The organism is Glycocaulis sp., from assembly GCF_050485565.1.
In the GTDB taxonomy this organism is placed as follows: Bacteria; Pseudomonadota; Alphaproteobacteria; order Caulobacterales; family Maricaulaceae; genus Glycocaulis.
Genome location: NZ_JBJHBQ010000004.1, coordinates 178974 through 193435 on the forward strand (window position 1 = coordinate 178974; position 14462 = coordinate 193435).

The window sequence follows — 14462 nt, forward strand, 5'->3', positions numbered from 1 at the left end:
ACCGCCAAGGCGCGAGCCTTCCGCCTAATCCCCCACCCACATCACCACTACCTGCCCGCCGCTCGTGCGGGTGGCGGTGTGGACGCCTTCGCCATTGACGGCAATCGCCGCGCCGTCTGATCCCATGTCCCAGAGCGATCCGCCGAGAAACGCCGTGATCCCCGCGCGCGCAGAGGTGCTTGCCAACCGCCCCGCCAGCGCATGGGTCTGCCAGGCTTCGCCTTCGGTCAGATGGCCTGCATCGCCGCGCGGCACGTCATCGGGCCATGGGGTGACATAGCCACCCCACGGCGCGTCCCACACATCGCCCGGCTGCAGGAAGGCCGGTACGGCCAGCAGCTCGGCATCGCCAAGCGCGGCGTAGACATCCGGGTGCCAGGAATCGGCGCAGATCAGCACGCCCAGCCGCCCGGCAGGCGTATCGAACACCGGATAGTCGTCCAGGCTGGCCGCGGCGGTGAAGCCAGCTTCGGACGGTATGGGATAGGCCTTGCGCACCAGCGCGCCGTGCACGCGTCCATCGGGGGCAAACACCGCGCTGATATTCTCCAGCGGGCCATCCGCGTCCGTCAGGATCGCGCCGTCCTCGATGCGGGCGCCCGCCAGCACGACGGATCCGGCGACGATGGTGATCTCATACTCCTGCGCCAACGCCGAGAAGGCCCTCTGATAGCCTGCCGCCGTGTCCGCGCTGCGCATGCGGAAAATGGCCGCCGCCGCGCGGTCCGGCTCTTCGCTTGCCAGCAGTGAGCCGCCATAGGGCAGGGGATTGGCGGCGATGAGCGCAATCATCGCCCCGTCCACACTGCTTGCACGGTAGACACCGCGCGGCGCGTTCGCCGCGACGAGCCAGGTGCCGATATGTTCGGGGAAGACGGCAATGCTTCGCGGCGTCAGCACACCTGCCTCGCGCGCGGCTTCGAGGTAGTCGGCGAGGCGCGCATGGAATGCGTCTGCGCTGGTATAATCTTCCACGCGCATCACCGGCTCTATGGCGATCAGATTGGCACCTGAACGGGTGCCGGTCTCGCTGACCACTATCGGGTCGGCAACGGGCGCATCCGGCGCGGGAAGCGCACGCCAGAACGACCATCCCGCCAGCGCGGCGATGGCAATACACGCGATGAATACAAGCCAGCGGGGCATGTGACACCTCTAGTGCGTAGGGAAGTTACGCTTCACCAGTGTGCCGGGTTTCCAGGCAGGAAAAAAGGGCGCAGCCCGGGGAAAGCTGCGCCCTTTGATGAAAACAGGCCGATGCGCTAGGGCGAAACCAGCCTGTCTTCCAGTCCGTCACGCTCACGCCCGCCAAACACTGCCGCTGCGCTGGCTGCAAAGGCACCGAACAGCATGGCAAGGGCCGTGGCGATAGCCAGCGTTGCGCTGGCCGCGCGGGCTGTATCAACTTCATCGCGGGCCTCTTCGCGCGCCGTGTCCATCTGGTTGAACGCATTCTGCACGCGCGCCTCGGCGTCGCTGACGCCGATACCGGCACGTTCGGCAACGTCCTCGACCAGCCAGGCGCGATCCTCTGCCGTCACCGTGTCCGGATAGGCGATGGCGCGTACCACGAAGCGGTCTGCTTCCTTACGGGCGTTTGCCAGCGTTTCAGGATCGGCGCCCGGTGCGCGGTAAAGCCGGTCGGTAATGATCGTTGCCGGGGCGGGCGCGCCCTCTTCGGAATGCACCGCCGCTGCTGTCACAGCCGTTGCGCCCAGCGCGCCGCCGCCAGCCGCGATGGCCGCAGCCGCAAACATGAAGGCGCTGGCCACCGCCCAGGTCAGGAAACCGTGAACACTGTCGCGGAAGAAGACTTCATCGGCGTGGATCGACCAGCGCAGGCGCGTGCGTCCGGCGATATAGCCGCCCAGGACAGAGGCAAAGACTTGCGTGAAGATCAGCCAGATAATCGTGACCACGCCGATCGTGGTCAGGGAAAGCCCGTCTCCGGCAAAGGGCGACATCGCGCCAAAGCCGAAGGCCGAGCCCAGAATGACGAGAATAATGGTCAGCCCGCCAGCGGCAAACGCGCCGGCAAACACGGCCGACCAGCTGATGGCCTGTGCAGTCCAGCGGACGGGATGGGTTGCCGTCACTGGCGCGGTGATGGGTGCATCGGTCATGTCGTGCGCCTCCTAGAACAGCAAAAGAATGAGAATGATGACGGGGATCGGAACCCCCAGAAACCACATGATTATCGCCTTGCCCATTTTCGGGTGCCTCCTCGCGCAGCTCTGCCACGCCCTGCCAAAGATGATCAGCAGGGAAACGCGAGAGGGAGGTGCCGGTTCCGGGAAGGGCTACCGGGCTTGCGCTTCGGGCGGAAAGACCAGACCCAGCCACTCGGCGACGAGGGCGGGCTTGTCCACGCCCTCTATTTCCACACTCACCTCCATGCGCGAGAGGAAGGAGCCATCCTCGCGCGGCTCAGCCCCAAGGAAGGCGAAATGCCCGCGTACACGCGAATTGACCGGCACCGGCGCAAGAAAGCGTATCCGGTCAAATCCGTAATTGATGGCGTAGGCACCCTCCGGCCACGGGCTCGCCTGATGGCTGAAACCGGTCAGCAAGGCGAGCGTGAAGAAGCCGAAGCTTATCGTGGTGGGGAAGGGGCCGTGCGCGGCGCACCAGTCCGGGTCGGTGTGCATCGGGTCTTCATCGCGCGTCACCTTGCCGAAAATATTGAAGTCTTCCTGCGTCAGCGTGGTCCAGTCCGACACGCCCATCACGCTGCCCGGCTCCAGTCCAAGGGACAATTCTGTGTGTTGGGTCATGTGAGTGCCTCCGCGCTGTATTGGCGGGAGAATAGGCGATTGGTTGCGCCGGGGAAGCCTGTGAGTGTGCCCCGTTTGCCCTTTTGCCCGCTCTGGCCTACATGGCGGGCATGAGCCCGGCACCGCTTTCCAGACGCTTCAGCGTCGCGCCCATGATGGACTGGACCGACCGGCATTGCCGGGCCTTCCACCGTGTCATGTCGCGCCGCGCGCTGCTCTATACCGAGATGGCGGTCGATCAGGCGGTCATACGCGGCGATGCGAAACGCCTGATCGGGTTTGACGCGTCCGAGCATCCGGTCGCCATCCAGCTGGGCGGCAGTGACCCGGCACTGCTCAGTGACGCGGCCCGCATCGCGGAAGATTTCGGCTATGCGGAAGTCAATCTCAATGTCGGCTGTCCGTCAGACCGGGTGCAGTCCGGCACGTTCGGGGCGTGTCTGATGCGCGAGCCGCAACTGGTCGCCGATTGCCTGGCCGCCATGCGCGAGGCGGTATCGGTGCCGGTGACGGTGAAGCACCGCCTCGGTGTGGACGAGCAGGACCCGGAAGAGACCCTGTTTGCCTTCGTGGAGACGGTGGCGCAGAGCGGCGTGACGAGCTTTAGCGTCCATGCCCGCAAGGCGTGGCTCAAAGGCCTGTCACCCAAAGAGAACCGGGATATTCCGCCGCTGGACTACGACATCGTGCGCCGCCTCAAGGCCGCGCACCCTGAGCTTGAAATCATCCTCAATGGCGGGCTGGAAAGTCTCGAGCACGCGCACGCCGAGATGGCGGGGCTGGACGGCGTGATGCTGGGCCGGGCGGCCTATCACACACCCTTCATTCTATCACGCGTGGACTCTGTCTTCTTTGGCGAGGCGGACCCGCATGACGATCCCTTCGCGGTGGTGGAGGCCTACCGGCCCTATGTGGACGAGCAGCTGGCGCGCGGCGTGCGTCTGCACGCCATAACGCGCCACATGCTGGGCCTGTTTGCCGGGATGCCCGGTGCGCGCCGCTGGCGGCAGATACTCTCCTCGGAAGCCAATCGCGACGGCGCGGGCTGGGACGTTATCGAGCGCGCGCTGGACGCCGTGAGGGAGCGCGCGGCGGCCTGATGGAACAATATCTGATCTACCTTCTCACCCTCTTGGCCGTCGGCGCATTTGCTGGGCTGATCGCCGGGCTGTTCGGCATTGGCGGCGGGGTCGTGATGGTCCCGGCCATGTATTACACGCTGGTGTTTCTGGGATACCCTGAACACGCCATGCACGCAGCCGTCGGCACCTCTCTCGCCGTCATCGTCATCACCTCTGCGCGCTCTGTCATGGCGCATGCGAAGAAGGGCGCGGTGGACTTTGGCGTCCTCAAAAAATGGTGTCCGTGGATCGTGCTGGGCGCGCTGGCAGGCTCCGCGATAGCAGGCGCGATCCCGACGCGCGGCCTCGTTTTTATCTTTGCCCTGACCGCCCTGTTGCTGTCGGCGCAATTCTTCTTCGGGCGGGCGGACTGGAAGCTCGGTGATGATCTACCGGGTCAGCCCTTCCGGGCGCTGCTGGCGGGCACGATCGGCATCATGTCGGCCCTGATGGGCATTGGCGGGGGCGTGTTCGGCGTCACGCTGCTCACCGTCTTTGGCCGCTCCATCCATGTCGCCGTGGCGACCGCGGCGGGCTTCGGCGTGGCCATAGGCTTTCCGGCGGCGTTGGGCTTTGTGGTCACGGGCTGGAGCGTTGCAGACCGCGCGCCGTTCTCGCTGGGCTTTGTCTCCATGCCGGGCTTTGCGCTGCTCGCCATCACGGCGGTGTTCGTAACCCCGCTGGGGGCGAGCCTTGCGCACCGCCTCAACGCCGCGCGCCTGCGTCAGGCGTTTGCGATTGGCCTCGCTCTGGTCGCCCTCAACATGCTCCGCTCGGCGGTTTGGGGGTAGATTGAAAGGGGTGCGGCATTGCCGTATACTTGGTCAGAGCTGGACTACGATCCTGAGAAGGATGAAGCCAACTTCGCCAAGCATGGCGTCCCGCTAGGCTTTGCCACAATGGTGCTGGCGGACCGCAACCGGGTCGATGTGCTGGATACCCGGTTTGACTATGGCGAGGAACGCTTTGTCACCTACGGGTTCGCAGAAGGACGGGTCTGGGTATGCGTCCATGCACCGCGTGATGGCGCGGCCCGCATTATTTCGGTGAGGAAAGCCAATGAGCGCGAGACAGAAAGATATCATGGCGAGCAACGCCCCTGATCCCGACGCGCCGCTCTCCGATGAAGAATTCGAGCGGGGCCGTGCTGCGGTGCTGGCCCGCAAGGCACGCTTGGCGACGGGGCTGAGCCAGCCTGCGTTTGCTGCAAGATATGGCGTGCCGGTAGCGAGCCTTCGCGACTGGGAGCAGGGCAGGCGCAAGCCCGATGCGGCCACGCGCAACTATCTTCGCGTGATCGCCTCCATGCCGGACGCGGTGGCACGCGCGCTGGACGGTGCCGCCTGATCCATGACCATCCGCTACGAGACCAGCGCCCGCATTGCGATCATCACGATTGACCGGCCAGAGCGGCGCAATGCGGTGGATGGACCCACCGCGCAAGCTCTCGCCGATGCATTCCGCCGGTTTGAGGCTGACGAAAGCGCGGATATCGCCATTCTCACTGGGGCGGGCGGGACTTTCTGTGCAGGCGCGGATCTCAAAGCCATTGCAGGCGGCACACCCAACCGCACCGAGCCCGAAGGCGACGGTCCGATGGGCCCCAGCCGCATGATGCTCTCCAAGCCCGTTATTGCCGCAGTGGAAGGCCATGCGGTCGCGGGCGGGCTTGAGCTGGCCTTGTGGTGCGACATGCGCGTAGCGGCACGTGATGCAGTGTTCGGCGTGTTCTGCCGCCGGTTTGGCGTGCCGCTGATCGATGGCGGGACGGTGCGCCTGCCGCGCCTGATCGGCCAGTCGCGCGCCATGGACATGATCCTGACCGGGCGTCCCGTCGGCGCGGAGGAAGCCTTCTCGATTGGCCTTGCCAACAGGCTGGTCGAGCCCGGCAAGGCGCTGGAAGCCGCGTTATCGCTCGCCCGCGAGATCGCTGGCTTCCCGCAAGCCTGCATGAGACATGACCGGATGAGCGCGCTCACCCAGTGGGGTCTTTCCGAGAGCGAAGCGCTCGCCGCAGAGTTCGCCCTTGGCATGAAGACCCTGCAGAGCGGCGAGACAGTGGAAGGGGCCACGCGGTTTGCCAAAGGCGAAGGCCGGGGCGGCAGTTTCGACACGCCAGAAGAATGAGCCAGCGCATTGCCATTATCGGGGCGGGGCCGGCGGGTCTGATCGCGGCTGAAAAACTGGCCAGTGACGGCTTTGCGGTCGACGTCTATGAGTGCATGCCAAGCGTGGCGCGCAAATTCCTGATGGCGGGCAGGGGCGGGCTGAACCTCACCCATTCTGAAAGCCTGGACGCTTTTCTGGAGCGCTATGGCACCGCCCGTGACTGGCTGGAGCCTGCCATCCGCGCCTTTCCGCCATCCGAACTGACGGCATGGTGTGAGGGGCTGGGGCAGGCGGTGTTCACCGGGTCCAGCGGGCGCATCTTTCCCAAATCCATGAAAGCCTCGCCGCTCCTGCGCGCCTGGCTGGCAAGGCTGGATGCGCTGGGCGTCGCCATCCATGCCCGCCACACCTGGCGTAGATTTGACGGTGCGGGGCGCATGCTGATCGCAGGGCCGGACGGTCTTCTGCGGCCGATTGAGCCCGATGCGGTGATCCTGGCGCTTGGCGGGGCAAGCTGGCCGCGTCTGGGCTCGAAGGGCGAGTGGACAGGCTGGTTGAAAGAGCGCGGCGTAGAAATCACGCCCTTCACGCCGTCCAATGCGGGCTTCAATGTGCGCTGGTCGGCCGTGTTTGCCGAGCGCTTCGCCGGCGAGCCGCTGAAAACCGCCAGCTTCACCCATCAGGGCCGCACGATACGCGGCGAAGCCATGATCACGGCCTACGGCATGGAGGGCGGGGCCATCTATACGTTGAGTGCGTCCCTTCGCACAGCGCTTGAGGCCAACGGAAAGACGGTACTCACCCTTGATCTTGCGCCTGACACATCAGAGGAGGCGCTGGCCAAACGCCTCGGCACCGCCAAGCCCGGCCAGTCGCTTTCCAACACGCTGCGCAAGCAGGCGAGGTTGTCGCCGCTCTCTGCTGCGCTGCTGCGTGAGGCGGGCGCGGTGCCGCGTGAACCGCAAGAGCTGGCCGCGCGCATCAAGGCCGTGCCCATCACGCTCACCGGCATGCAGGGTCTCGACCGGGCGATCTCCAGTGCAGGCGGCATATCGCGCAGCTCAGTCGATGACCGCTTCATGCTTAAAGCGCTGCCCGGCGTGTTCGTGGCGGGCGAAATGCTCGACTGGGAAGCGCCCACGGGCGGCTATCTGTTGCAGGCCTGCTTTGCCAGTGGCGTCGCAGCTGCAAGTGGTGTGGCGGCGTGGTTGCGGACCTGAACCAGACAGGAATAACTTATGCGGAGGGTCAAAGATAAGAATAACTAATTGAAAAAAATATATATTATTTATCCCTATGCGCAGCATGGTTTAAGCGCTGTTAACCAACGCAACTCAACTGTCGGGCGAGTTTGGCTCTTCACGGGAGATTCGCCGATGCGCCTGTCCAACCTGCCTGTCATGGGCAAGCTTCTACTTATTGTGGCGTCCATGGCGGCGGTTCTCGCTGCACTGGGCGTTTTTGGCATTTATGAGGTCCACCAGGTGCGCGATTCAGCGTACCGCATTCACACCGCGTCTACCGATCAGCAACGTGCCGCCAATATGGCTGATGCGTTCACGGCCATTCGCGGTTCCTGGTACCGGCTGGCTATTCAGCCCGAAGAGGTGGACCAGCTCAGCAGCATCGTACGGGGTGCCCGCGAACGGTTTGCCACCGAGCACACAGCGTTGTTGAACAGCGGTTCCAACGGGCAGGCCCAGCGCCATCTCAACGCAATCCAGACGCCTTTCGAGCGGTTCGTGTCCGCGTTTGAGGCTGAGGCGGAACAGCTTCGCAGGTTACGCGGCATGGACCGGCAATCCCTGCAGGCCCGCGCAGAGACTGCCGCCTTCGCGGCGTATCCGATTGGCGTTGAGGTGCGCGAAGCCCTGGATGCGTTCCTCGCCTATGAATCCGCTGCCGAGCTGGCGGCTTTCGAGAACGCTGAAGCGACGGCCGAGTCCGCCCGCAATCTGATGATTATCGGCATCGTTATCGGTCTTGTAGCTGGCAGCGCGGTCAGCGTGCTGATCGGCCGTTATGGCGTAGGCCAGCCGATTGGCCGCGCCATTGGCCGCCTGAACGCTCTGGCCGGCGGTGATCTTGAGGTCGAGATTGCCGAGGCTGACCGGGGCGACGAGATCGGGGTCCTCAATAGGGCTCTGGAGGCTTTCAAGCAGCAATCCATCAAGGCGCGCGATCTGGCTGCAGCCCAGGAGGCGGAATCGCGCCGCAAGCTGGAGCAGGCCGAGCGGGTCAATGCCCTGACGGCCACCTTCGAAAAGGAAATTGATGAGGCCGTCGCAACGCTGGCCAGCGCTGCCGAAGAGCTTCAATCAACGGCTCAGTCCATGGCCTCGACCGCAGAGGAAAGCTCGGCTGAAACGCAGACCGTGTCGGCCAGCACCACGCAGACGGCTGCCAATGTGCAGACAGTGGCCAGTGCATCTGAAGAGCTGACCAGCTCGATCAAGGAAGTGGCCGTGTAGATCGGGCGCACCTCCGGTATCGCGTCCGATGCCACCAAGCGGGTGGATGAGGCGCTGAGCCGGATCGATGTGCTGGTCAACGCGGCAAGCGCCATTGACGAGGTTGCCGCCCTTATCAGCGCCGTGACCGAGCAGACCAAGCTTCTGGCGCTTAACGCCACGATCGAGGCGGCTCGCGCTGGCGAAGCTGGCAAGGGCTTTGCGGTTGTTGCCAACGAGGTCAAGCAGCTTGCCGAGCAGACCGAGAAGGCCACTGCCACCGTGATCGAGCAGATACGCGCCATCCAGGAAGGTACCGAGACGGCTGTGACGGCAGTGCGCAGCATCGAGCAGGTGGTCGATGAGGTCAGCCAGATTTCTACCGCCGTTGCCTCCTCTGCTGAAGAGCAGGTGGCGGTGACCGGCGAGATCAGCCGCAATGTGAACGAGGCCGCAATGGGCGCCGAAGCGGTGTCGCGGTCTCTGGGCGGGCTGGAGCAGGCCGCTGGCACGACCGCCGCGGCGGCCAATCAGGTTGCGATGACAGCCGCCCAGGTTGCCGAACGCTCCGAGCGGATCAAGTCAGACATCCAGCGCTATATCCGCGATGTGCAGGCTGCCTGACGGCCCTGAAAAGTCCTGAAAATGAAACCCCGGAACCTGCAGGTTCCGGGTTTTTTTTCTTGTGATCGCTTGGCAGGGAACTGTTGCAAGTGCGCGGCTTACCCCTCGTCATTCCAGAAAGCGCGTCAGCGCTTATCTGGAACCCAGCGCTAAAAGAGCTAGGTTCCGGCTTTCGCCGGAATGACGAAGAATGGCGGACTTGGCTCGCTGGCAGTTAATGCCCCAGCGGGATCGCCATGATCTTCACGCCCGGCGGAGCAGGGGGATCGTCCGGCACGAAGAAGTCGGGCAGCAATTCCACGCCCGGCTCCACCGAATACTGATCCAGATCGGTCACGCCTTCGGAGACGAGGAAGCTGTCATCGATGAGGAAATTGCCGGTGAACTTCGCCGCTGGTTTCACCAGCACGCGGTAGGCCGTCTCGGCGAGAATCTCCGGCTTGCGGCAGTTTTTGAACGCCTCCTCGCCGGCCAGCACATTGGCGATGGCGGCGGTCGCGATGGCGGTGCGCGGCCAGATGGCATTGGCGGCGATTTTGCCCCGGAATTCCTGCGACCAGCCCAGAATGCACAGGCTCATGCCATATTTGGCGCTGGTATAGGCGACATGCGGCCCGAACCATTTGGCGCGCATGTCCAGCGGCGGGGAGAGGGCAAGGATGTGGGGATTTTCCGCCTTTTCGAGCCAGGGCAGGCAGGCGCGGGTGACGACATAGGTGCCGCGCGCATTGACCTGATGCATCAGGTCCCAGCGCTTGGCCGGCGTGTCTTTCGTCGGCATGGGGAAGATGGCCGAGGCATTGTTGATGACAATGTCGATACCGCCAAACGTGTCCGCGGTCTGCTTCACGGCGGCTTCCACGCTCTCTTCCTCGCGGATATCGCACTGTATGGGCAGCGCCTTGCCGCCTGCGGCCTCGATGGCGGCGGCGGCCGTGTGGATCGTGCCTTCGAGCTTGGGGTGCGGATCAGCCGTCTTGGCGGCAATGGCGATATTGGCCCCGTCGCGTGCGCAGCGCTCCGCAATCGCCAGGCCAATGCCCCGGCTGGCCCCGGTGATGAAGATGGTCTTTCCCTTGAGGCTCATCTGGCTCTCCTCCCTTTTCAAAGGAAGAGAGTAGAACGCGTTTACAGCCCGCGGAAGACCCTCCAGGGCGGACAGGCCAGCCCTTCCTCATTGCGGCAATTGGCAAAGGTGAACAGCACCGTGAAGGCGCGCCCCACGATATTGTCGCGGTGGACATAGCCCAGCTGGCTTGCCACCCGGCTGTCGGCCGACGCATCGCGATTGTCGCCCATCAGGAAATAGCTGTCATTGGGCACACGGAACGGCCCGACATTGTCCAGCAGCGCATTGTCGGTACGCTCATAGATGATGTGGCTGTTACCCTCGGGCAGGATCTCTTCATACACGGTGACGGCGACCACCTGGCCTTCGCGCGTGCGGTAGCGGATGACATCCTGCTCTACCCGTTCCATCACATCGCCATTGATAATCAGGCGCCCGCCACGCACCTCGATCGTGTCGCCGGGCAGGCCGATAACGCGCTTGATGATGTTGATGCGCTGGCGCGGATCACGCACGACGATCACCTCGCCCCGCGCCGGTCCGCCAAAATTCAGGACGCGCCCTGACCAGCTCTCAGGCAGCAGATAGCCCATGTTCAGCGGCAGGGAGTGGCGCGAATAGCCATAGGTAAACTTCGAAACCAGCACGCGGTCGCCGACCTGCAGGGCAGGCTGCATGCTTTCAGAGGGGATGTGGAAGGCGGCAAACCCGAACGTCACCAGCGCAAACCACACCGCCGCCACGCCGGCGAAAAAGCGTATCGTTTCGCCAAACTCCGACACTACCCGGCGGAAAAAGGCCGTCACCATGTTCTGCGGGCGCACTTCGCCCTGGCCGGAATGATCGGTCATGTCAGTTTCACCGCCGTCCCGTAGGCCAGGATCTCGGCAGCGCCTTCAGTTATGGTCGATGTGGAAAACCGGAAGGTGACAACAGCGTCCGCCCCCAGCTCGGCAGCATGCGCGATCATGCGCGCCATGGCCTGCTCGCGCGTCTGCGCCATCAGGTCCGTGTATTCGTTCACTTCACCGCCCACCAGATTGCGCAGGCCGGCGACAAAGTCCCGCCCGACAAAGCGCGCGCGCACAACGCTGCCGCGCGCAATGCCCAGAACATCGCCCATCTGGCGGCCGGGCACGCTGTCGGACATGGTCACGATAATGGCGGGGGTGGTCATGGGGGCTTCCTTGCCTGTCATTGCGGCGTTCGTGTGGCGACACGCCAGTAGAGCAGTGCGCATCCTGCCGCAAGTGCAGCACACGGGACGATCCAGAGCAGCGATTGCGGATAGGCCAAGGCTTCGCCCGACACCTGGCGTTGAATGCCAAGGGCCAGAACTCCCAGCGCGCCAGCGCCAAACATTGTGCGCTCCAGCCACACAAGGGGCCGCACGCCAGCTTGATTATCCACACCAATCATGGGCTGAATATTGGCCGCGCCGGGCCACACAACCAAGGCGAAACACCACGCCGCCTGCATTAAATTTGTGACAGTGTCGTTTCAGCGCCGCACCCGATGACAGGAAAGGACTTTGCCTGATGACCGATGAGCAGACCACACAAGCCGCGCCGCCCCCGGCTCCGGGCACAACCGACACGGACCGCACATTCGCTCTGGTCTGCTACATATTGCAGATTCTCTCGGTCGTGACCGGTCTGACGGCCATTGTTGCGGTGATCCTGGCCTATGTGCGCATGACCGAGGCACCCGACTGGCTGAAGAACCACTACACCTACCAGATACGCACTTTCTGGTACGGGCTGGCAGGCATGGTGGTTGGCATACTGACCATCTGGGTGCTGGGCCTTGGCCTGCTCATCATGCTGGCAACGGCTATCTGGTTCATCGTGCGCGCGGTGGTCGGGCTGATCCGCCTCACCGAAGGGCGCACCCACGCCGACCCGACAGGGTTCTGGGTGTAGGCGTTTCTGCCTGCCTGAGCGCGAGGTCATCCAGCTGAAACCCCGGACGCGTAGCGATCCGGGGCCTCTCTCATAGCTGTCATGGCCCGGCTTGTCCGGGCCACCCATGCCTGAGAGTTTTGTGCTAGCGGCGTCTATTCAGGCCGCTTTGCGGCCTGAAAAGCGCGATCCCCGGTCAGGCCGGGGACGGGCCTTTGCGCCCGCGACTGCCTGCCCCCGCGCAGGCGGGGGTTCGCGGAACATCGCAACGCGGCTTGCCCCCGGCTACGATCGGGGGATGCGTTGCGGAACTAAAAGAGGCATGGGTTCCCCGCATGAAGCGGGGGATGACACATGGGTAAGGCCAGGAACTCAGAAAGCTCAAGCACTCTCCAGCATGGCGAGACCCGGCTCGAACAGCGTGTCTGCGCCCATGCGGATTTCGCCCATCAGGCCCGGCGCGGCGGCCAGCACCGTTTCGGCATAAATGCCCGCCAGCGCGATGCGGTTTTCGGCAAAAGCCTGATCGCCTTCTGCCTCTTTCAGGCGGCGCTGGGCGGCGACCGCGCCGACGCACAGGAGCCAGCCGCCCGTCACGTCTCCGGTGAGTTTCAGGAAGGCGGTGGAGCCCGCCAGCCGGTCTTCCATGTCTGCCGACGCCATCCACTGGACGGCTTCCTCCAGCACATCCACCGCCGGACCCAGACGCGCCGCCAGCTCCGGCAAAGCCGGGTTGGACGAGGTCTCGCAATCCTCCACCGTCTGGCGGATATCCTCGATCAGCTCGGCAAAGGCCAGCCCGCCCTCCATGGAGAGCTTGCGGCCAGAGAGGTCGATGGCCTGAATGCCGTTCGTACCCTCATAGATCGGGGCGATGCGCGCATCGCGGTAATGCTGGGCGGCGCCGGTTTCCTCGATAAAGCCCATCCCGCCATGGATCTGTACGCCGAGCGAGGCCACTTCCACGCCCAGATCGGTGGACCACGCCTTGGCGATGGGGATGAGCAGCTCTTCGCGGCGGTGCGCCCAGGCGGCCTCGTCCTCATCGCCATGGTGCTCGGCCAGATCACCTTCCACCGCCGCGTGGAAACAGATCGCACGCGCCGCCTCGATTTTCGCTTTCATCAGGGACAGCATGCGGCGCACATCAGGATGATCGATGATCGCGTGCGGGGCAGGGCCTTCCCCGCCCGGTGCGCGGCCCTGACGGCGCTCTTTTGCAAACTCAAACGCCTGCTGATAGGCGCGCTCGGCAATGCCGACGCCCTGCACACCGACATTCAGGCGCGCCGAGTTCATCATGGTGAACATGGCGGCCATGCCCCGGTTTTCCTCGCCAATCAGCCAGCCTGTCGCGCCCGCGTATTCCATCGTGCAGGTGGGCGAGCCGTGAATGCCCATCTTGTGTTCAAGGCCAATGGCCTTCACCCCGTTGCGTTTGCCCGGATTGCCGTTCGCATCGGGGATGAATTTCGGCACCAGAAACAGCGAGATGCCCTTGGTGCCGGCCGGGCTGTCCGGCGTGCGCGCCAGCACCAGATGGATGATGTTTTCCGCGCAGTCATGCTCGCCCCAGGTGATGTAGATTTTCTGGCCTGAGACCGCCCAGCTGCCGTCTGCGTTCGGTTCGGCCTTGGTGCGCAGCGCGCCGACATCGGAGCCCGCCTGCGGTTCGGTGAGGTTCATCGTCGCTGACCATTCACCGGAAATGATTTTTGGCAGATAGAGCGCGCGCTGCTCGTCCGAGCCATGGGCGATCAGCGCCTCGATGGCGCCAAAGGAGAGCATCGGGCCAAGGCCGAAGCTCATCGAGGCGCTCTGCAGCATCTCCATCAGGGCGCAGCCGAGAGCCTTTGGCAGGCCCATGCCGCCATGCTCGGTGCCGAACTGCAGGCCCTGCCAGCCGCCTTCGACGAATTTGGCATAGGCGGTCGGGAAGCCGTCCGGAGTCTTCACCTCGCCGTCTTTGAGCGTGCAGCCCTGCTGGTCTGACGGCCAGTTCAGCGGCGCGATCACGTCATTGCACAGCCTGGCCGCCTCTTCGAGGATCGCGCCGGTCAGATCGCCGGAAAACTCCGGGAAGGCGCCAGTGGCGCGCACGCTGTCCAGCGCAGCGATTTCCTCCAGGCTGAAACGGATGTCGCGGACGGGCGCGCGATAGCTCATGGATGGTCTCCCCGGTTCAGGTTTTTGCGATGCACAACATAGCGCGGCGTGCGCCGAACGCGAGGGCGAAGCTGCGCGGCAGATGGGTGCTGGCTAACGGGATTTGCTTTCGCTCCCCCTTCGTCATTCCCGCGCAGGCGGGAATCCAGAAAAAGAGTGCTGGGCACCGGCTTGCGCCGGTGAAACGCGGGAATTCAGACGATCATAGGGCTCTGCCGGTTGCCAACTGGTTCTGGGTTCCCGCCTGC

The 14462-nt window shown here is 64.2% G+C and carries 17 protein-coding genes; 9 read left to right on the forward strand and 8 right to left on the reverse strand.

The window, feature by feature from the left end; genetic code table 11:
* Window positions 1-24: 24 nt before the first annotated feature.
* The 3 genes from ACQ5ID_RS06145 to ACQ5ID_RS06155 all read right to left on the reverse strand — a co-directional run bounded on the left by ACQ5ID_RS06145 (window position 25) and on the right by ACQ5ID_RS06155 (window position 2774).
* Entirely contained in the window at window positions 25-1146 is a 1122-nt protein-coding gene (locus ACQ5ID_RS06145; protein ID WP_429911577.1) for a nitrilase-related carbon-nitrogen hydrolase, read from the reverse strand.
* Window positions 1147-1262: 116 nt separating this feature from the next.
* On the reverse strand, window positions 1263-2123 hold the full coding sequence (locus ACQ5ID_RS06150) for a hypothetical protein (protein WP_429911578.1): 861 nt from the start codon (window positions 2121-2123) through the stop codon (window positions 1263-1265).
* A 177-nt stretch (window positions 2124-2300) separates the two neighbouring features.
* Entirely contained in the window at window positions 2301-2774 is a 474-nt protein-coding gene (locus tag ACQ5ID_RS06155) for a MaoC family dehydratase (protein WP_429911579.1), read from the reverse strand.
* 110 nt (window positions 2775-2884) lie between these two features.
* On the opposite strand from ACQ5ID_RS06155, the gene dusA reads away from it, so the two are divergent.
* From dusA to ACQ5ID_RS06195, 8 genes are all read left to right on the forward strand, one after another.
* A complete protein-coding gene (dusA, locus tag ACQ5ID_RS06160; RefSeq protein WP_429911580.1) occupies window positions 2885-3874 on the forward strand; it encodes a tRNA dihydrouridine(20/20a) synthase DusA in 990 nt (329 codons plus the stop codon).
* Entirely contained in the window at window positions 3874-4686 is an 813-nt protein-coding gene (locus tag ACQ5ID_RS06165) for a sulfite exporter TauE/SafE family protein (RefSeq protein ID WP_429911581.1), read from the forward strand. Before dusA ends, ACQ5ID_RS06165 begins: the two co-directional genes overlap by 1 nt.
* Window positions 4687-4704: 18 nt before the next feature.
* Window positions 4705-4998: a BrnT family toxin gene (locus ACQ5ID_RS06170; protein ID WP_429911582.1), complete on the forward strand. Its 294-nt coding sequence runs from the start codon at window positions 4705-4707 to the stop codon at window positions 4996-4998.
* The gene (locus tag ACQ5ID_RS06175) at window positions 4979-5242 is read left to right on the forward strand and encodes a helix-turn-helix domain-containing protein (RefSeq protein WP_429911583.1); all 264 of its coding nucleotides are present in this window, start codon (window positions 4979-4981) and stop codon (window positions 5240-5242) included. The genes ACQ5ID_RS06170 and ACQ5ID_RS06175 overlap by 20 nt, the downstream gene beginning before the upstream one ends.
* 3 nt (window positions 5243-5245) lie before the next feature.
* Window positions 5246-6022, forward strand: a complete 777-nt coding sequence (locus ACQ5ID_RS06180; RefSeq protein ID WP_429911584.1) for a crotonase/enoyl-CoA hydratase family protein — start codon at window positions 5246-5248, stop codon at window positions 6020-6022.
* On the forward strand, window positions 6019-7224 hold the full coding sequence (locus ACQ5ID_RS06185; RefSeq protein ID WP_429911585.1) for a TIGR03862 family flavoprotein: 1206 nt from the start codon (window positions 6019-6021) through the stop codon (window positions 7222-7224). Before ACQ5ID_RS06180 ends, ACQ5ID_RS06185 begins: the two co-directional genes overlap by 4 nt.
* Window positions 7225-7380: 156 nt before the next feature.
* Window positions 7381-8475 (forward strand): HAMP domain-containing protein, encoded by a 1095-nt coding sequence (locus tag ACQ5ID_RS06190; RefSeq protein WP_429911586.1) that lies wholly within the window; start codon window positions 7381-7383, stop codon window positions 8473-8475.
* An 18-nt stretch (window positions 8476-8493) separates the two neighbouring features.
* Window positions 8494-9078 (forward strand): methyl-accepting chemotaxis protein, encoded by a 585-nt coding sequence (locus ACQ5ID_RS06195; protein ID WP_429911678.1) that lies wholly within the window; start codon window positions 8494-8496, stop codon window positions 9076-9078.
* 214 nt (window positions 9079-9292) lie between these two features.
* On the opposite strand, the gene ACQ5ID_RS06200 is transcribed toward ACQ5ID_RS06195, so the two are convergent.
* The 4 genes from ACQ5ID_RS06200 to ACQ5ID_RS06215 are packed head-to-tail and all read right to left on the reverse strand — an operon-like array spanning window position 9293 to window position 11602.
* Window positions 9293-10165: an SDR family oxidoreductase gene (locus ACQ5ID_RS06200; protein WP_429911587.1), complete on the reverse strand. Its 873-nt coding sequence runs from the start codon at window positions 10163-10165 to the stop codon at window positions 9293-9295.
* Between the two features lie 41 nt (window positions 10166-10206).
* Window positions 10207-10998, reverse strand: coding sequence for a signal peptidase I (gene lepB / locus ACQ5ID_RS06205; RefSeq protein ID WP_429911588.1), 792 nt, complete (start codon window positions 10996-10998; stop codon window positions 10207-10209).
* On the reverse strand, window positions 10995-11324 hold the full coding sequence (locus tag ACQ5ID_RS06210) for a YbjQ family protein (RefSeq protein WP_429911589.1): 330 nt from the start codon (window positions 11322-11324) through the stop codon (window positions 10995-10997). The genes lepB and ACQ5ID_RS06210 overlap by 4 nt, the downstream gene beginning before the upstream one ends.
* Window positions 11325-11341: 17 nt before the next feature.
* Window positions 11342-11602, reverse strand: coding sequence for a hypothetical protein (locus ACQ5ID_RS06215; RefSeq protein WP_429911590.1), 261 nt, complete (start codon window positions 11600-11602; stop codon window positions 11342-11344).
* Between the two features lie 83 nt (window positions 11603-11685).
* Here ACQ5ID_RS06215 and ACQ5ID_RS06220 point away from each other — a divergent pair, with 83 nt between their 5' ends.
* Window positions 11686-12069, forward strand: a complete 384-nt coding sequence (locus tag ACQ5ID_RS06220; protein ID WP_429911591.1) for a DUF4870 family protein — start codon at window positions 11686-11688, stop codon at window positions 12067-12069.
* A 360-nt stretch (window positions 12070-12429) separates the two neighbouring features.
* Here the strand turns inward: ACQ5ID_RS06220 and ACQ5ID_RS06225 are convergent, their stop codons facing one another.
* Window positions 12430-14214 carry an acyl-CoA dehydrogenase gene (locus ACQ5ID_RS06225; RefSeq protein ID WP_429911592.1) on the reverse strand — a complete coding sequence of 595 codons (1785 nt, stop codon included), beginning with the start codon at window positions 14212-14214 and terminating at the stop codon, window positions 12430-12432.
* Window positions 14215-14462: the final 248 nt, after the last annotated feature.

Bases quoted from the DNA above. Each gene is read 5' to 3' on its own strand.
- ACQ5ID_RS06155 (WP_429911579.1), bottom strand. From the start codon at position 2,774: ATGACCCAACACACAGAATTGTCCCTTGGACTGGAGCCGGGCAGCGTG.
- ACQ5ID_RS06200 (WP_429911587.1), bottom strand. From the start codon at position 10,165: ATGAGCCTCAAGGGAAAGACCATCTTCATCACCGGGGCCAGCCGGGGC.
- ACQ5ID_RS06175 (WP_429911583.1), top strand. From the start codon at position 4,979: ATGGCGAGCAACGCCCCTGATCCCGACGCGCCGCTCTCCGATGAAGAA.
- ACQ5ID_RS06210 (WP_429911589.1), bottom strand. From the start codon at position 11,324: ATGACCACCCCCGCCATTATCGTGACCATGTCCGACAGCGTGCCCGGC.
- ACQ5ID_RS06180 (WP_429911584.1), top strand. From the start codon at position 5,246: ATGACCATCCGCTACGAGACCAGCGCCCGCATTGCGATCATCACGATT.
- dusA (WP_429911580.1), top strand. From the start codon at position 2,885: ATGAGCCCGGCACCGCTTTCCAGACGCTTCAGCGTCGCGCCCATGATG.
- ACQ5ID_RS06220 (WP_429911591.1), top strand. From the start codon at position 11,686: ATGACCGATGAGCAGACCACACAAGCCGCGCCGCCCCCGGCTCCGGGC.
- ACQ5ID_RS06185 (WP_429911585.1), top strand. From the start codon at position 6,019: ATGAGCCAGCGCATTGCCATTATCGGGGCGGGGCCGGCGGGTCTGATC.
- ACQ5ID_RS06190 (WP_429911586.1), top strand. From the start codon at position 7,381: ATGCGCCTGTCCAACCTGCCTGTCATGGGCAAGCTTCTACTTATTGTG.
- ACQ5ID_RS06225 (WP_429911592.1), bottom strand. From the start codon at position 14,214: ATGAGCTATCGCGCGCCCGTCCGCGACATCCGTTTCAGCCTGGAGGAA.
- ACQ5ID_RS06145 (WP_429911577.1), bottom strand. From the start codon at position 1,146: ATGCCCCGCTGGCTTGTATTCATCGCGTGTATTGCCATCGCCGCGCTG.
- lepB (WP_429911588.1), bottom strand. From the start codon at position 10,998: ATGACCGATCATTCCGGCCAGGGCGAAGTGCGCCCGCAGAACATGGTG.
- ACQ5ID_RS06165 (WP_429911581.1), top strand. From the start codon at position 3,874: ATGGAACAATATCTGATCTACCTTCTCACCCTCTTGGCCGTCGGCGCA.
- ACQ5ID_RS06150 (WP_429911578.1), bottom strand. From the start codon at position 2,123: ATGACCGATGCACCCATCACCGCGCCAGTGACGGCAACCCATCCCGTC.